We start from the raw sequence: 17,497 nt of genomic DNA on the forward strand, positions 1-17,497 counted from the left end.
TTTGAAGTGTTTAGCAGGTTAAGTAGTTCCGTTTGATTTTGAAGTAAAAGTTGTATTTTTTTAATATTAGGAGATCGTAATGAGTACTTTGAATAGACGTGGCTTTATGAAAGCGGGTGGTGCCTTAGTCGGCGCATTACTAGCCGCTGGCTTAATTACAACTAACGCATTTGCTGCAGATTTTCCAACAGCAAAAGTGAATACGACTGGCTTAGCTGTAACGGATACGACTGTAAAAGTCGGTATTCTGCACTCAGCGACAGGCACGATGGCAATCAGTGAAACAGGTTCGATTCAGGCTGAAAAATTAGCCATTGATCAAATCAATGCCATGGGCGGTATTTTGGGTCGCAAGATTGAAGTGATTCAAGAAGATGGCGCTTCAGACTGGCCAACATTTGCTGAAAAAGCGAAGAAATTACTGGCATCAGACAAAGTGGCTGCCGTCATGGGTTGCTGGACATCTGCTTCACGTAAAGCGGTATTGCCAGTGTTTGAAAAAGAAAACGGTTTACTGTTTTATCCAACATTCTATGAAGGTTTAGAACAATCTAAAAACGTGTTCTACACAGGTCAGGAAGCTACGCAACAGGTTATCGCCGGTTTAGATTGGATTGCTAAAGAGAAAAAAGCCAAAACTTTTTACTTGATCGGTTCTGATTACATCTGGCCACGTACTTCAATGAAAATCGCCCGTAAACATATTGAGAAAAACCTAAAAGGCTCAGTGGTTGGTGAAGAATACATTGCGTTGGGCGATACACAATTTGGTTCTGTGATTAACAAAATCAAACTGAAAAAACCTGACGTGATTTATGCAGCGGTTGTGGGTGGCAGTAACGTTGCCTGGTTTAAACAGCTAAATGCAGCGGGTTTAAACTCTACTAAACAAACCATGTTAACCATTTCAGTGACAGAAGATGAAGTGTTGGGCATTGGCGGTGAAAACTTAGCTGGCTTCTACTCAGCGATGAAATACTTCCAATCGCAAGACAATCCAGCTAACAAGAAATTTGTAGCCGAATTTAAGAAAAAATGGGGTGCTAAATCTGTAATCGGTGACGTTACACAAGCCGCTTACTTGGGCCCATGGTTATACAAAGCAGCTGTTGAGCGTGCTGGTAGTTTTGATGTAGATAAAGTACAAGCCGCATTACCTGGTTACGAGTTAAAAGATGCGCCAGAAGGTCCTGTGACAGTGGAAAAAAATCACCACTTAACAACCAAATTGCGTATCGGTCAATGGCAAAAAGATGGTCAAGCTAAGGTTGTTTACACCTCTGGCTACATCAAACCAGATCCGTTCCCAAAAGGTTATCAATAGTCTAGTAGTGATTTAAAAAGACGCGGTAGCTTAAAAAATAGGCTGCCGCAGTCTGCAAATAAGTAAGCGTATCAGCAACATTATTTTTTAGTAGTAATTAAGTAGGAGGCCATATGTTTGGTTATTCAATGGGTGATATCGGCAATATTATGATCATGCAGGGGTTTTCTGGCCTGAGCATGTTTACAGTGCTGCTACTCATGGCATTAGGTCTTGCCATTATTTTCGGCCAAATGGGCGTGATTAATATGGCGCATGGTGAGTTTATGACCATAGGCGCGTATACAACAGTGATGCTGTCAAAAGTGGCAGCCACTTATGGATTTGTAAATTATTACTTTCTCATTGCCATCGTGTTGGCGTTTATCTTAGCCTTTGCACTGGGATATTTTGTTGAATTCATAATGATTCGGCATCTCTACAAGCGGCCCTTAGATACCTTATTGGCAACATGGGGTTTGAGCTTGGTGATGCAACAGGCGTTTCGTTCCAGTTTTGGCGCGAAAGAGATGAGTGCTGAACTTCCAGAATGGATGTTAGGCTCATTTAAACCAACCCCCGATATTGATATTCCGATTAACGGTGTTTTTGTGATGGTGCTGGCATTGCTGGTAACCGCAGGCGTTTATATCTTTATGTATCGCTCACGTTGGGGTTTAAGAGTACGCGCCACTGTGCAAAATCGCGTGATGGCAGGTGCGGTTGGTATCAATACCAAAAAAGTAGATCGCGTCACATTCGCTTTAGGTTGCGGCATTGCTGGTGTTGCTGGTGCAGCGTTTACCACGATCGCTTCAACAGGCCCAACCACAGGTACGCTTTATATTGTAGATAGCTTTATGGTCGTGGTATTTGGTGGCGCAGCCAGCTTAATGGGTACGATCGCATCCGCTTTCGGTATCGCACAAGCACAGTCCATCCTTCAATTCTTTATGACCAGTTCAATGGGCAAGGTGACTACTTTGCTAGTGATTGTCGGCATATTGATGATGAAGCCAGAAGGCTTGTTTGCTTCCAAACTTCGTAAATAATAGCTGCGCAAATAAACGGGAGAATGAACATGAATGCATCCTTAAGTAAATTAGTTGGCGGTAAGCAGGGCGCAATCGGACTCGCATTGTTAGCCGCCTTGATATTTGTCGTATTGCCACTTGGCGTCGATATATTCAGATTAAATCTGGTGGGCAAATACTTAACCTACGCTTTTGTGGCTGTGAGTTTAGTGTTGTTGTGGGGTAACGGTGGTATTTTAAGTTTAGGCCAAGGTATATTCTTCGGCTTAGGCGGCTACGGCATGGCGATGTTCATGAAGCTAGAAGCCTCAGATCCGATTACGACCAAAATCCAAACCACGCCAGGTATTCCAGATTTTATGGATTGGAACCAAATCACCGAGTTACCTTGGTTTTGGCATCCTTTCCAAAGCCTGCCCTTAACCATATTGGCGATATTAGTGATACCTGCTTTGTTTGCTTACTTCATTGGTTTTGCCATGTTTAAGCGTCGCGTGGGTGGTGTATATTTTGCGATTATTACGCAAGCGATTGCGTTGATTCTAAGTATCTTAATCGTTGGTCAACAAGGCCTAACAGGCGGAGTTAACGGTATTACAGACCTTAAAACTGTTATGGGCTGGGATACGCGCACCGATAGCGCAAAATACATTCTTTATTATGTCAATGGCATCTTGTTGATCGGCTCGATCTTGCTGTCGAAATATATCTTGAATAGTAAATTCGGTATGTTGCTATTAGCCATGCGCGATAAAGAAGAGCGGGTACGCTTCTCTGGTTACGATGTTTCTAATTTCAAAATATTCATCTTCTGTGTAGCAGCCATGATTTCAGCAGTCGGCGGCGCGATGTTCACACTGCAAGTTGGCTTTATGTCACCGTCATTTGTCGGCATCGTGCCATCCATTGAAATGGTGATCTTCTGCGCGGTTGGTGGTCGTATGTCGCTGATTGGCGCGGTTTACGGCACATTATTGGTTAACTACGGTAAAACCGTGTTCTCGGAAACTTATCCTGAATTATGGTTGTTCCTGATGGGGGGCTTATTTATCACTGTGGTGATGTTTTTCCCCAATGGATTAGCTGGAATCTATGAAAAGTACGCTAAGAAAATTAAATTTTTACGCAAGTTTTCTGATGCGCAACCAGAGAAAGCAGCGGACGTAGTGCCTACAAACGAGATTAAAGAGATGGGAGCAAAAGCATGAGCAACACAGACTTTGTCCTAGCGATTGAAGACTTAACGGTATCGTTTGATGGCTTTAAAGCGGTTGATAACCTGACCATGTATATCGATAAAAACGAGTTACGTGTGGTGATTGGCCCGAATGGCGCAGGAAAGACAACGGTTTTAGACCTGATTTGCGGTAAAACCAAATCGACTTCAGGTTCTATTAAGTTTAGGAATACTGAGCTGACTAAATTATCAGAGCATGAAATCGTGCGAGCTGGAGTAGGGCGTAAATTCCAAACCCCTTCTATCTATGAGAATTTATCGGTCTATCAAAACTTAGAAGTTTCCTATCCAAAAGGGCGTGGCGTTTGGGGCAGCTTGTTTTTCAAACGCTCGGAAGCAGTGGTTTCTCAGGTAAAAAAGATTGCCGAAGAAATCATGTTAACGGACTTTTTGGAGATGGAAGCTGCACTATTGAGTCATGGCCAAAAACAGTGGCTGGAAATCGGTATGTTGCTGATGCAGGATCCAGAACTGTTAATGTTGGATGAGCCAGTCGCTGGCATGAGTGCGAAAGAGCGCGACCAAACGGCTGATTTATTGAATAAGATCTGCAAAAACCGCTCCGTGATTGTGATTGAACATGATATGGAGTTTGTGAAAAAAATCGCCCATAAAGTCACCGTCTTGCATCAAGGCAAGATTCTGGCAGAAGGTGCGATGGACAAAGTGCAGGCAGATGAAAAAGTCATTGAAGTGTATCTGGGTCATTAGGCTTATGGCATAAAACACAGCTCATTAACGTAGTTGATATTGCTCGGATTGAAGGGAATAAATATGATTGAAATTGAAAATCTACAAGTCAGTTATGGCCAAAGCCAAGTGATTCATGGCTTGAATTTTAAGGCAGAAAAAAATGAAACACTGGCGATTATGGGACGCAATGGCATGGGTAAAACGACGCTGTTTAAATCGCTAATGGGTATCTTGCCGAGTAAAAGCAGCAAGGCAGTGGTAGACGGTGAAAACCTGCAAGGCGCGGATAGTTATGAGCGCGTGGCTAAAGGTTTGGCTTATGTGCCACAGGGCCGCATGATTTTCCCTAGTATGACCGTGCAAGAGAATATCGAAACCGGATTAGAGAAATCCAAAACACGCGAGATTCCCGAAGATATTTTTGCGCTGTTTCCAGTGCTGTATGATATGCGCCACCGTAAAGGCGGCAATCTTTCTGGCGGTCAGCAACAGCAATTGGCGATTGCCCGTGCTTTGGTGACGAATCCTAAAGTGTTGCTATTGGATGAACCTACTGAAGGTATACAGCCGTCGATTATTAAAGATATCGCAAAAGTATTAAACGAGATTCGAAAAATGCGTGAAATTACCATTATTGTGTCTGAACAAGTGTTAAGTTTTACCATGGAAGTTGCCGACCGTATTATCGTGATTGATAAAGGCAAATTCATTCATGAAGACAAACGTGGCGAAGTGGATGCTGCCAAAATTAAAGGATATTTGTCGGTTTAATTGATGCGGTTATTCAAGTATTTTGTGGCATCATAAAGTCATGGATGATGATTTTTCAGTGCCTGCTACAAACGCACAAATTGGCTTGGGTAATGATTTGGCTGGGGTAAAACCTGTCCACTGGTTAGCCACGTTAACACTGGATTTTGCTGCGAAAGATGGCCGTAGTTATCTGGCAAAAAGGCAACATAATGGCCCGTTAGTGATACAGAAAACGCTGTATCCAGAAGGTGATGCGCTGTGTCATGGCATTATCATTCATCCGCCGGGCGGTGTTGCGGGCGGTGATGAATTAATACTGAATGTGAATGTGCAAACCAATGCCAGCGCCTTGCTGACAACGCCAGGTGCAGGTAAATGGTACAAAGCGAACGGCGCAGCGGCCAGCCAGCATTTGCAGTTTGATTTAGCTGAAAAATCCAGTTTAGAGTGGTTACCGCAGGAAAATATTTTGTTTGATGACTCAATAGTCAATTTTTCAGCTGACATTAACTTAGGTCAAGAGGCTTGTTATGCTGGCTGGGAAATTTTGTGTTTTGGCAGGCAGGCAAAAGGTGAAAGTTGGCTGACAGGCAAATTGAATCAAAAATTAGTGATTAAGCGCGCAGATAAAACGATTTGGCAGGAAAGTGCATATTTACAAGCCAATGACCGATTTTTTCATTCAGCAATTGGTTTGGGCGGCAATGTTGTGAGTGCCAGTTTTGTGGTTGCTGCGGGTGCTGTACCAACAGAGTTGTTCGCGAAATGCCAACAATTTGAAAGTGATAGTGCATCAGATAGTAAAGCTAAATTTGGCGTAAGTGCGCTGTCAGAAGTTTTTTCAGCACGTTATATTGGTATGTCAGCACAATCAGCAAGGCACTATTTTGAAGGGCTTTGGCAGATATTACGACCGTGGTACGCAAGCCGCTCAGCCGCAAGACCACGCATTTGGAATACCTAAAATTAAACTCAATAAAGTTAAAAGACAATGGAATTAACCCCTAGAGAAAAAGATAAGCTATTGATTTTTACCGCTGGCCTGCTGGCAGAAAGACGCAAAGCGCGCGGCCTGAAATTGAATTATCCAGAAGCCATCGCTTATATTTCTGCCGCTATTATGGAAGGCGCGCGAGATGGTCAAACCGTGGCATATTTGATGGGTTATGGCGCCACTTTGTTGACGCGCGAGGATGTGATGGAAGGTATCGCGGAAATGATTCCTGATATTCAAATTGAAGCGACATTTCCCGACGGGACAAAACTAGTCACCGTTCATCATCCAATTCCTTAGAGGTAAAAATGATTCCAGGCGAAATGCTCATCGAAGCGGGCGAAATCAGTCTCAACGTAGGACGTGAATCGATTACGATAGATGTGGCGAATACGGGCGACAGGCCGATACAGGTCGGCTCACATTTTCATTTTTTTGAGACAAATGAAGCTTTAACTTTTGAGCGAAAACGTGCCTATGGATTCAGGCTGGATATCGCCGCTGGCACAGCTGTGCGTTTTGAGCCAGGCCAAACGCGTACTGTGCAATTAGTGGCTTTAAGCGGTGAGCGCAAAGTGTATGGTTTTTCAGGAAAAGTGATGGGTGCATTGAAATGAGTGTCAGTATCGATAAACGCGCCTATGCGGAAATGTTCGGGCCAACCACTGGTGATAGAATGCGCTTAGCAGATACCGATTTATGGATTGAAGTAGAAAAAGACTACACAATCTACGGTGAGGAAGTGAAATTCGGCGGCGGCAAGGTGATTCGTGACGGCATGGGGCAAAGTCAGTTGTGCGCCAAAGATGTGGCGGATACCGTTATCACCAATGCATTGATTATCGACCATTGGGGCATCGTTAAAGCGGATATCGGCCTCAAAAATGGGCGTATTTCAGCCATCGGCAAAGCAGGCAACCCGGATATTCAGCCAGCAGTGACCATCCCAATCGGTGCTGGTACCGAAATTATCGCCGGTGAGGGCATGATTGTGACAGCGGGTGGTATCGATTCGCACATTCACTTTATCTGCCCGCAACAAATAGAAGAAGCGCTGATGTCTGGCGTGACGACCATGCTGGGCGGCGGCACAGGTCCAGCGACTGGCACTTTTGCCACAACTTGTACGCCAGGCCCATGGCATATTCATTGCATGTTACAAGCAGCAGATGCTTTTCCCATGAATTTGGGTTTTTTAGGCAAAGGCAACGTCAGCTTGCCAGAACCGCTGCGGGAACAGGTTGAAGCTGGCGTGATTGGCCTTAAATTGCATGAAGATTGGGGCACAACGCCAGCCGCCATTGATAACTGCTTGAATGTGGCCGAGGAAATGGATGTGCAAGTGGCGATTCATTCGGATACTTTGAATGAGTCGGGCTTTGTGGAAACCACACTTGCCGCATTTAAAGATCGCACTATTCATACTTTTCATACCGAAGGTGCAGGCGGCGGGCATGCACCAGATATCATCAAGGCCGCTGGCTATGCCAATGTGTTGCCGTCATCCACCAATCCAACGCGGCCATTCACGGTTAATACCATCGATGAACATCTGGATATGCTGATGGTTTGTCACCATCTGGACCCTGCGATTGCAGAAGATATCGCTTTTGCGGAAAGCCGCATTCGCCGCGAAACCATTGCGGCAGAAGATATTTTGCACGACTTGGGTGCTTTTTCGATGATGTCATCTGACTCGCAGGCAATGGGTCGTGTGGGTGAGGTGGTGATTCGCACCTGGCAAACAGCACATAAAATGAAAGTACAGCGCGGCGCATTAGCAGAAGATTCTGCCCGTAATGACAATTTCCGTGTCAAACGTTATATCGCTAAATATACGATTAATCCTGCGTTAACGCATGGTATTGCTGACACAGTAGGCTCTATTGAAGTGGGTAAGCTGGCCGATTTAGTGCTTTGGCGCCCGGCCTTTTTTGGCGTAAAACCGTCTATCATTTTAAAAGGTGGCATGATCGCGGCAGCGGCAATGGGCGACCCAAATGCGTCTATCCCAACGCCGCAGCCTGTGCATTATCGCCCTATGTTTGGTGCTTATGGGGGCGGTTTAAAAACTTCCGTCACATTTGTATCGCAGGCGGGATTGAAAAATCCGGCGGTCCAGGCGCTTGGTTTAAACAAAAGATTAGTACCAGTTCGTGGCACACGCACGGTGAGAAAAGCCGATATGATCCATAATGGCTGGATGCCAAATATTGATGTAGACCCGGAAACTTATATTGTGCGCGCGGATGGCATTTTATTGGCTTGCGAGCCCGCCAGTATTTTGCCGATGGCGCAACGTTATTTCCTGTTTTAAGTTTTTTTAAGATTAGCCATGCTCAATATTACGCGGCGTTTGTTAGACAAGACCGCTCATCCAATCGATGACTATTTGGTCTTGCCATTTGATTTGCGGCAAAAAAGCCGCTTGCGTGTGACCTTGAAATCAGGCATTGAAGCGGCGTTAATGCTAGACCGTGGCACCATATTGCGCGGCGGCGATTTGCTTAAGGCGGAAGATGGAAAAATAGTGCAAATTGTAGCGGCGGAACAACCTGTGACGGATGTCAGGGCTGAAACGCAGCAAGCGTTAATGTGCGCGGCATATCACTTGGGTAATCGACATGTGCCTTTGCAAGTCGGCGATGGCTGGCTGCGCTTAGAGCAAGACCATGTGTTGAAAGAAATGCTAATCGGTCTTGGCATGATAACGGTTGACCAGCTTGCACCATTTGAGCCTGAAGCGGGTGCTTATGGCGGTGGACACAAGCATCACGATGACGATGATAATTTATCCAGGTTACCTTCTGCGCGATTGCGGTGACATGGTTAGCTAAATATGCAAATGCAAAACATTAAACCACAAAATATTGCCTCAAATATTGCGTTAAGTCGCTTGCTGCAATTGGCTAGCCCAATGTTACCTGTGGGTGCTTATAGTTATTCGCAAGGGCTTGAATGGGCGATTGAATGTGGTGAAGTGATCGATTTAGCAAGCGCCAAAACTTGGATCAGTGATGCGCTGATGATTTATCAGGGCAGGTATGAGTTGCCTGTGCTATATCGGCAATATCAGGCATGGCAATTGAATGACATTGCAGCTGTAAAAGAGTGGGATACGTATTTCCAAGCAGGGCGCGATACCAGCGAAGCCTTGGCGGAAACGCGGCAAATGGGCTATTCATTATGCCGTTTACTGAATGATTTAGGCAGCTTGCCAGCAGATTTTATGTTTAAGATTAACGAATTAGTTAACCCTGCCTTTCCAACCGTTTACGCGGGTATTACACATTTATGGTCAATTTCAGCGCAAGATATGTTGCAGGCTTACGCATGGTCATGGGTAGAGAATCAGGTCAGTGCCGCCATGAAAACCGTGCCACTTGGGCAGGTTGCGGGGCAAAAAATATTACTGGAATTAGGCGCCTTTTTGCCTGAAATCGTTACTGATGCGATGCAGTTAGAATATGCTGAAATCAGTAACTTTACGCCGGGACTTAGCATTGCTGGGTGCCGCCACGAAACACAATATAGCCGCTTATTTAGGTCATAAACAGAATGAATCAACCTGCAGAACTATCACAAGGAAATCTCAATCAATCCTCAGTAGAGCCGCTACGTGTTGGCATCGGTGGCCCGGTTGGCTCGGGCAAAACAGCACTTACATTATCACTTTGCAAACGTTTACGCGAAGAGCTGAATATCGCCGTGGTGACCAATGACATTTACACCAAAGAAGACGCGGAATTTTTAACACGCAACGAAGCACTGGCACCAGAACGTATTATCGGTGTAGAAACGGGCGGTTGCCCGCATACTGCGATTCGCGAAGACGCATCGATGAATCTGGAAGCGGTTGCACAACTTTGCAAACGTTTTGTCGGTTTGGATATCGTGTTTGTTGAAAGTGGCGGTGATAACTTAGCCGCCACTTTCAGCCCGGAATTATCCGATTTGACGATCTATGTGATCGATGTGGCAGCAGGCGAAAAGATACCGCGTAAAGGCGGGCCGGGCATCACAAAATCGGATTTGCTGATTATCAATAAAATAGACTTGGCGCCCATGGTTGGTGCATCGTTGGAAGTGATGGACAGGGATGCGAAAAAAATGCGTGGCGAGCGGCCATTTATTTTTACCAATTTAAAAACTGGGCAAGGCCTAGAAGAGATTGTGCAATTTATCAAAAAACAGGGGTTAATGCATGACTAAGCCTGAGGCAGGATTAAATTTTAGTGCATCATTTAGGAGTTAAAGTATGAAGAAAATAGTGTTAACCAGTTTGCTAGTGGGGTTTTCTAGCTTGGCAATCGCACATCCTGGGCATGAATTAGTGGGTACGAGTTTAGATAGTGCTTATGCCGGTTTTATACACCCGTTAACCGGCTGGGATCATCTCTTGGTCATGCTGGCGATTGGTATCTGGGCCAGCAAGCTGGGCGGCAAAGCACGCTGGCAATTGCCGCTTACATTCCTTACAAGCATGACTTTAGGTGCAATATTGGGTTTAGCAGGCATCACTTTTTCTGGTGTAGAAACCGCAATCGCTGCCAGTGTGATGGCGATGGGATTATTACTGGCGATTAACTTACCTATTCCAGCCATCAGCCGTATCGGTATTGTGGCGATTTTTGCAGTATTTCACGGCATGGCACATGGCGTTGAATTGCACTCACAGCAAAGCTATGCGGCATTGGGCGGCATGTTAATGGCCACAGCTTTATTGCATGCGATTGGTTTGATGCTGGCTTCACGTCGATTGAATTTAGCAAACTGGATTCAATCGCTGCTGGCTTGGGGCATTGCGCTGGTGGGCGGATATATGCTGGTTGCAATCTGATTGAATGCTGTTTATACGTCAAATGACGTACATATTTTTTCGCCATACTTTATTACGATATCAAGGCTAAATTATTGATCTATTGATTAAAGGCATAGTTATTGCTCATCACAACCTGTTATTAGGCAAAATTAATTTACTTAAATAGTAGGAATGATGAGTTGACGACAGCAAACCTGGCTTCAAACGTATCGGAAAATACCGAACCCACACAGCGCATCGTTAAAATTCGCCGTGATTACAACACGTGGGTAGCAAATGAAAGCATCGAAGATTACGCACTTCGATTCACACCACGCTCATTCCGTAAATGGTCGATTCTGCGTGTTTCAAATACCGCTTTAGGCGCGATTTCATTCTTAGTACTGGAAGCAATTGGCGGCACAATCGCGGTTAATTATGGCGTGGTCAACGCGCTTTGGGCGATTTTATCAGTCGGCATGATTATCTTTTCAACAGGCCTGCCCATTAGCTACTATGCCGCCAAATATGGCCTAGACATGGATTTGCTTACGCGTGGTGCAGGTTTTGGTTATATCGGTTCCACCATTTCATCGTTTATTTACGCGTCGTTTACCTTTATCCTATTTTCGCTGGAAGCAGCGATTATGGCTTACGCGCTTGAGCTGTATTTTCATATGCCGCTCTATATCGGTTACCTGATTAGCGCGCTGATTGTCATCCCTTTGGTCACGCATGGCGTCACGTTGATTAGTCGTATTCAAATGATTACGCAACCAATTTGGTTGATTTTGATGTGCATGCCGTTTATTGCAGTGTTGCATCATGATCCACAGATAATTTCTAAATTATTGTCATTTGCCGGTGTTTCTGGAAATTCTGGTGAATTTAATCTGCTCATGTTTGGTGCAGCAACTGCGGTTGGTGTGGCATTAATTCCCCAAATTGGTGAACAAGTGGATTTTTTACGCTTTATGCCAGAAAAAACGCCCCAAAATCGTTGGCGCTGGAATTTTGGCGTATTAATGGCTGGCCCCGGTTGGATTTTTCTGGGTATGGCAAAAATGCTTGGTGGCGTGCTGTTGGCGTATCTGGTTATTCAAAGCGATATGTCGTTTGAACAGGCGGTAAATCCCACACATATGTATCTGGTGGGGTTTGGCTATGCTTTTAATTCATATGAAATCGCCTTGGCGGTGACCACTTTGTTTGTGGTGATCTCACAGGTGAAAGTGAATATGACCAATGCCTATGCAGGTTCGCTGGCATGGTCTAACTTTTTTGCACGCCTGACGCATAGTCATCCCGGTCGCGTGGTATGGGTAGTCTTTAATGCGCTAATCGCTATTATGCTGATGGAATTGGACGTTTTTAAAGCCATTGAACAGGTACTAGGGCTTTATTCCAATATTGCAATCGCCTGGATCACCGCCGTTGTTGCTGATTTAGTCATTAATAAACCACTGGGATTAAGTCCAAAAGGTATCGAGTTTCGGCGTGCTTATTTGTACGATATTAATCCTGTTGGTGTGGGTGCGATGTTTCTGGCGTCTGTTGTATCGATTGCAGCATTTTCTGGCATATTTGGAGAAGAAGCCAAAGCATTTTCTTCCTTCATTGCGCTGATAACCGCATTGGTCACGTCGCCATTTATCGCATGGTTAACCAAGGGCAAGTATTACGTCGCGCGCAAGCAATATAGCTTTCCTGCAAAAACGCGTACGCAAAAATGTGTGATTTGCGAGCGAGAATATGAAACGGATGATATGGCACACTGCCCAGCTTACCAAGGCGCCATTTGCTCATTATGCTGCTGTTTAGACGCACGCTGTAATGACGCCTGTAAGCCGGAGGCACGTTTGTCGCAACAATGGTTAAGTGCCAATAAATTTATCTTTCCAGAATGGGTGTGGCCGCATCTTAAAGGCGGCGTTGCGCATTACCTTTTATTGATGTTTATCGCATTGGCTTTTTTTGGCGTATTACTCGGTTTGATTTATTTCCATGAAACCATCACGCTGGAAGAAAGCGCTTCCGCCTTGCTGCCGCAATTGCGAGCGGGTTATTTAAAAGTATTTGCTTCGCTGGTTTTTGCCAGCGGCATCATTGCGTGGTGGCTGGTGCTAACCACAGAAAGCCGCCGCGTAGCCCAAGAGGAATCGAATCGCCAAACAGGGCTTTTATTGCGTGAGATCGATTTGCATAAACAAACCGATAATGAATTACAGTTGGCGAGGCACCTTGCAGAACAAGCTAATCAGGCGAAAAGTCGCTATATCACGGGCATTAGCCATGAGCTCAGAACGCCACTCAATAGTATTTTGGGTTATGCCCAATTGTTGGATAACGACAGCTCTATCCCTCTGCATCGCAAACATGCCATTAAAGTGGTGCGGCGCAGCGGTGAGCACTTACTATCGTTAATTGAAGGAACGCTGGATATTGCGTTGATTGAAAGCGGAAAGCTGACGTTTGATATCAAGCCGATTAAATTCCCCGAATTTATCAGCCAAATCGTCAGCATGTTTGAGTTGCAGGCACGCAATAAAGGTCTGGATTTTAAGTATGAAGCAATTGGTGAATTGCCTACTGTCGTTAAAGCCGATCAAAAGCGATTAACGCAGATTTTAATCAATATTCTGGGTAATGCCGTTAAGTTTACCAAGACAGGTAGCATTACTTTCCGCGTGCGATATGTGCGCGAGATTGCTTATATAGAGGTCCAAGACACAGGTCCTGGTATTTCTCGTGCAGAATATAACAAAATATTTGAGCCATTTTCACGCGGTAGCGCGGCGAACCAAATCAATATTGGCGGCACCGGACTTGGCTTAACCATTAGTAAATTACTGACCGAATTAATGGGCGGCGAGTTGAATTTCACCAGCGAAATTGGCAGAGGAACTACTTTCCAAATTAGACTATTCCTATCGCAGGTGCATCATTTAGAAGAAATTGACAGCAACGTTTTTGCCAATCGTGTGACATATCTAGGTGCCAGACGAAAGGTGTTGGTGGTGGATAATGAGCAAGTGGATAGGGAATTGTTAGTGAATATATTGGCGCCGCTGGGTTTTGAGATGGCGCAGGCAGCCACAGGGCAAGAGTGTCTGGATATTTATGAAGCATTTAACCCAGATGTTATCCTAATGGACTTGGCGATGCCGGTAATGGATGGCTGGGAAGCGGCTTATGTCATTCGTAAAGTACACCAGTCGCCCATTCCGATTGGTATTGTTTCTGCAAATGCATATGACAAGAATCTTGAAAATTCAGCGGGAATAGCTAGCGATGACTTTATCGTCAAGCCGGTGAATGTTGAAGAATTATTAAATTGGCTGGGCAATCGATTGAACTTGGAGTGGATAACCGACACGAGCATGGTGGAAAATTTATTACAAAACCAAGAAAGTATTGTTGATCACAGCAAAATGATTATGCCGCCAGAAAAAATCCTGACCGAGCTGTTGGCATTGATTAATCTTGGTTACATAAAAGGCATTAATGGCAAGCTGGACGAAATTCTTTTAATTGACCCTGTTTATTCCGCTTTTGTAGAGCTGATGCGAAAATTCTCCAGCCAGTTTCAGATCGATATTATGAAAAATTTTATACAAGAAATTAGAGCATGAGCAAACCCGATTTAAATCGACATCAATCATCCGTTGTACTGATTGTGGACGATGTGATGGATAATTTAGCCATTTTGCACGATGCACTGGATGAGTCCGGCTACACCGTTCTAATCGCCAATAACGGTCAAGTGGCAATTGAGCGGGCAGAAGCCGCTCAGCCAGAAATTATTTTGTTAGACGCGATGATGCCAGAGATGGACGGTTTTGAAGTCTGTCGCAAATTAAAATTAAATGCCAAAACCAGTCATATTCCGGTGATTTTTATGACTGGCCTGACCGAGTCGGAACATGTGGTAGCGGCGTTTCAAGCAGGTGGTACTGATTATGTCACCAAGCCAATCCGCACCACTGAGGTGATAGCCAGGATCGCAGCACATTTAAAGACTTCGCGTCAGATGCATCAGGCACGCGGTGCATTGGATGCCTTTGGTCAGGCTGCTATTGCCATTACACCGCAAAACGGGAAAATTGTCTGGCAGACGCCATTGGCACGGCAATGGCTGCAAAGTTACTTTTTTCCAGAAAATGAGACAAGTGAGTTTGTGACGCCAGAGCCGATATTAAATTGGATTGTATCTGCTTACAAAGCAGATGCTTCAGGCAAAACTTTACAGGCGATGACAATTATTCAAAGCACCAAGCGTTTGGGTTTTAGCCCGGCTGATATCAGCAGTGATGAACAGTGGGTTATTGTATTGAGAGAGGAGTCAGATACGGCGCAGATAGAAGCGTTAATGTTGACTTTCAAGCTGACAAAGCGCGAATCCGAAGTGCTTTATTGGGCGATTAAAGGTAAAACCAGCCGTGATATTGGCGATATATTAAGCAGTAGCCCACGAACTATTAACAAGCATTTAGAACACGTTTTTGAAAAGCTAGGTGTTGAAACAAGAACGGCTGCTGCATCGCTTGCCGCTTCAAAATTACGCGGTTTTAATTAATGGGAGTTTAAACAGGATTTAAAATTGAAAAAGGCCATTTAAGGCCTTTTTTATTTATTTAACTTTTTTAACACAAACATACAAAAACGCACTAATAACCACCAATACAGTTAACAAATAATAAATACCAATTGCGCCAACAAATTCCAAAATACTCTCCGATTTAAATTTACGATTGATTTAAAAGTATTACGCTAAATAATTAACGACTAATTTTGTGGGGAATATTTTAGCGGAATTTAAAAAAACCTCAATAACTTGGTGCGTTAAATTTCAGGACAGCATAAGTTTTTCATTACAATTCAACCATTTGAAACGTGGCTTTGCTGGCCCCACATTCTGGACATAACCAGTCGGCTGGTACATCTTCCCAGCGCGTGCCAGGGGCGATGCCTTCTTCTGGCCAGCCTTTTTCTTCTTCATAAATGAAACCGCACATGAGGCATATCCAAGTTTTCATAGAAATACTCCAATCATTGATGTTAATTATTTCATTAGTCGGCCATAAGTTTTAAGACTTACATTAGAAAATGCCCGCTTTGTGCGGGCGATTAATTTAATACCTGCCCATTATATTATGCCGCAGCAAGTGCCTGTTTAACGCCTTCTGCATATGCGGGATCTGCTTTTGCGAACTGTGCCAACATGCGTTCTTGAATACTTGCACTAGCGGTTGATAAGCCGCCTGCAATATTGCCGAATAATTGCGCTTTTTGATTATCGTTCATGATGCGGAATAAATTACCTGCTTGCGTGTAGTAGTCTTCAGCATCTTGATTGTGATAGCCAATCCAGGCATCCCCCAATACTGGCATAAGCGGTGGTGCAACGTGCGGCGTTGTAACTGGCGCACCATCGCTGGCTCTATCGTTAGGGAAAAAGTTAGCCGCGCTGATTGTGTGTGCTGCGTTGGTATAGCTTGCTTCGTCGCTTGAATGGCCAACGGGGCAACCCATGCCAGAAAAAGCACCATCACGCTGGTAATGATTGACTGGGCATTTTGCAGCATTCACCGGAATTTGGTTCACATTTGCACCAATTCTATAGCGATGTGCATCTTGATACGCCAATAGACGGCCTTGTAACATTTTGTCTGGACTTGCGTTAATGCCCGGTACAAAGTTACTTGGGGCAAACGCTACTTGCTCTGTTTCAGCAAAATAGTTGCGTACGTTTTTGTTTAATTCCAATTGACCAATCTCAATTAAAGGATAGTCTTTGTGCGGCCATACTTTCGTTAAGTCAAAAGGATTAATGCCATAAGTGCGCGCATCAGCCTCGCTCATAATTTGTACTTTTACCGTCCAGCTTGGAAATTCTCCGCGATCAATCGCATCGACCAAATCTTTCTGTGCACCGTTAACAGGCATTTTTGCGGCTTCTTCATTGGTTAATGTTTTAATGCCTTGATTGGTTTTGAAGTGCCATTTCACCCAAGAGCGTTTACCTTGGGCATTGTAAAAACTCAATGTGTGGCTGCTAAAACCATGAACGTTGCGATATGACAATGGAATGCCGCGGTCTGACATCAGGATGGTCATTTGGTGCAATGATTGTGGGTGATTTGCCCAAAACTCAAATGCGTTGGCTGAGTTAGGTAGGTTGGTGCGCGCGTCTTTTTTCTGGCTGTGGATAAAGTCTGGAAACTTGATTGGATCATTTAAAAAGAATACCGGTGTATTGTTGCCCACCATGTCCCAGTTACCTTCATTGGTATAAAATTTCACCGCAAAGCCACGTGGGTCGCGAGCGTAATCGTTAGAGTCTTGACCACCGCCTACCGTTGAAAAGCGTAAGAATACTTCAGTTTGACTGCCTACCGTTTGCAAGAAGTTTGCAAAGGTGTAATCACTTAAACTTTTAGTGACCGTGAATGTGCCGTAAGCCGCCGTGCCGCGTGCATGCACAACGCGTTCTGGAATACGCTCACGGTTGAAGTGTGCCAATTTTTCAAATAAATAATGATTATCAAAAGTTAACGGGCCGCGTGCGCCGACTGAGATGCTGTTGTTGTCGTCTGCGACTGGCGCACCTGCCGAAGTAGTTAATGTTGTTTTACTCATACTGCTCTCCTTGATCACAAAAGATAGAAATAGATTGTTTTGA

Annotated in this window: 17 protein-coding genes; 15 read left to right on the forward strand and 2 right to left on the reverse strand. The window is 44.6% G+C overall.

The features are described from left to right. The first annotated feature begins 79 nt into the window (after positions 1-79). The 15 genes from urtA (at position 80) to K370_RS07700 (ending at position 15,391) form a co-directional block, all read left to right on the forward strand. Entirely contained in the window at positions 80-1,324 is a 1,245-nt protein-coding gene (gene urtA / locus K370_RS07630) for an urea ABC transporter substrate-binding protein (protein WP_047540465.1), read from the forward strand. 113 nt (positions 1,325-1,437) lie between these two features. Beyond that, positions 1,438-2,355 (forward strand): urea ABC transporter permease subunit UrtB, encoded by a 918-nt coding sequence (gene urtB, locus K370_RS07635; protein WP_020167145.1) that lies wholly within the window; start codon positions 1,438-1,440, stop codon positions 2,353-2,355. A 29-nt stretch (positions 2,356-2,384) separates the two neighbouring features. Further along, the gene (gene urtC / locus K370_RS07640; RefSeq protein WP_047540469.1) at positions 2,385-3,545 is read left to right on the forward strand and encodes an urea ABC transporter permease subunit UrtC; all 1,161 of its coding nucleotides are present in this window, start codon (positions 2,385-2,387) and stop codon (positions 3,543-3,545) included. Then, positions 3,542-4,285 (forward strand): urea ABC transporter ATP-binding protein UrtD, encoded by a 744-nt coding sequence (gene urtD, locus K370_RS07645; RefSeq protein WP_047540472.1) that lies wholly within the window; start codon positions 3,542-3,544, stop codon positions 4,283-4,285. The genes urtC and urtD overlap by 4 nt, the downstream gene beginning before the upstream one ends. Before the next feature lie 63 nt (positions 4,286-4,348). After that, complete coding sequence (urtE, locus tag K370_RS07650) at positions 4,349-5,038, forward strand: urea ABC transporter ATP-binding subunit UrtE (protein ID WP_047540475.1); 690 nt, start codon at positions 4,349-4,351, stop codon at positions 5,036-5,038. 40 nt (positions 5,039-5,078) lie between these two features. Beyond that, positions 5,079-5,984: an urease accessory protein UreD gene (locus tag K370_RS07655; RefSeq protein WP_047540478.1), complete on the forward strand. Its 906-nt coding sequence runs from the start codon at positions 5,079-5,081 to the stop codon at positions 5,982-5,984. Between the two features lie 27 nt (positions 5,985-6,011). Then, positions 6,012-6,314, forward strand: coding sequence for an urease subunit gamma (gene ureA / locus K370_RS07660; RefSeq protein ID WP_020167140.1), 303 nt, complete (start codon positions 6,012-6,014; stop codon positions 6,312-6,314). A gap of 8 nt (positions 6,315-6,322) precedes the next feature. Then, on the forward strand, positions 6,323-6,631 hold the full coding sequence (locus K370_RS07665; RefSeq protein WP_020167139.1) for an urease subunit beta: 309 nt from the start codon (positions 6,323-6,325) through the stop codon (positions 6,629-6,631). Continuing rightward, a complete protein-coding gene (gene ureC / locus K370_RS07670) occupies positions 6,628-8,331 on the forward strand; it encodes an urease subunit alpha (protein ID WP_047540480.1) in 1,704 nt (567 codons plus the stop codon). The genes K370_RS07665 and ureC overlap by 4 nt, the downstream gene beginning before the upstream one ends. 18 nt (positions 8,332-8,349) lie before the next feature. Continuing rightward, positions 8,350-8,838 carry an urease accessory protein UreE gene (ureE, locus tag K370_RS07675; RefSeq protein WP_047540482.1) on the forward strand — a complete coding sequence of 163 codons (489 nt, stop codon included), beginning with the start codon at positions 8,350-8,352 and terminating at the stop codon, positions 8,836-8,838. Between the two features lie 15 nt (positions 8,839-8,853). Next, positions 8,854-9,567 carry an urease accessory protein UreF gene (locus K370_RS07680; protein ID WP_047540484.1) on the forward strand — a complete coding sequence of 238 codons (714 nt, stop codon included), beginning with the start codon at positions 8,854-8,856 and terminating at the stop codon, positions 9,565-9,567. Positions 9,568-9,572: 5 nt separating this feature from the next. Further along, positions 9,573-10,226, forward strand: a complete 654-nt coding sequence (gene ureG / locus K370_RS07685; RefSeq protein WP_047540488.1) for an urease accessory protein UreG — start codon at positions 9,573-9,575, stop codon at positions 10,224-10,226. Between the two features lie 46 nt (positions 10,227-10,272). After that, positions 10,273-10,854 (forward strand): HupE/UreJ family protein, encoded by a 582-nt coding sequence (locus K370_RS07690; RefSeq protein WP_047540491.1) that lies wholly within the window; start codon positions 10,273-10,275, stop codon positions 10,852-10,854. Positions 10,855-11,015: 161 nt separating this feature from the next. After that, entirely contained in the window at positions 11,016-14,447 is a 3,432-nt protein-coding gene (locus K370_RS07695; RefSeq protein WP_047540493.1) for an ATP-binding protein, read from the forward strand. Then, the gene (locus K370_RS07700) at positions 14,444-15,391 is read left to right on the forward strand and encodes a response regulator transcription factor (RefSeq protein WP_047540496.1); all 948 of its coding nucleotides are present in this window, start codon (positions 14,444-14,446) and stop codon (positions 15,389-15,391) included. The genes K370_RS07695 and K370_RS07700 overlap by 4 nt, the downstream gene beginning before the upstream one ends. A 295-nt stretch (positions 15,392-15,686) precedes the next feature. On the opposite strand, the gene K370_RS07705 is transcribed toward K370_RS07700, so the two are convergent. Both K370_RS07705 and K370_RS07710 read right to left on the reverse strand, forming a co-directional pair. Further along, positions 15,687-15,851: a rubredoxin gene (locus K370_RS07705; RefSeq protein WP_047540499.1), complete on the reverse strand. Its 165-nt coding sequence runs from the start codon at positions 15,849-15,851 to the stop codon at positions 15,687-15,689. A 115-nt stretch (positions 15,852-15,966) separates the two neighbouring features. Beyond that, a complete protein-coding gene (locus tag K370_RS07710) occupies positions 15,967-17,454 on the reverse strand; it encodes a catalase (RefSeq protein ID WP_047540502.1) in 1,488 nt (495 codons plus the stop codon). Between the last annotated feature and the right edge of the window lie 43 nt (positions 17,455-17,497).

Source organism: Methylotenera versatilis 7, from assembly GCF_000799165.1.
In the GTDB taxonomy this organism is placed as follows: Bacteria; Pseudomonadota; Gammaproteobacteria; order Burkholderiales; family Methylophilaceae; genus Methylotenera_A; species Methylotenera_A versatilis_A.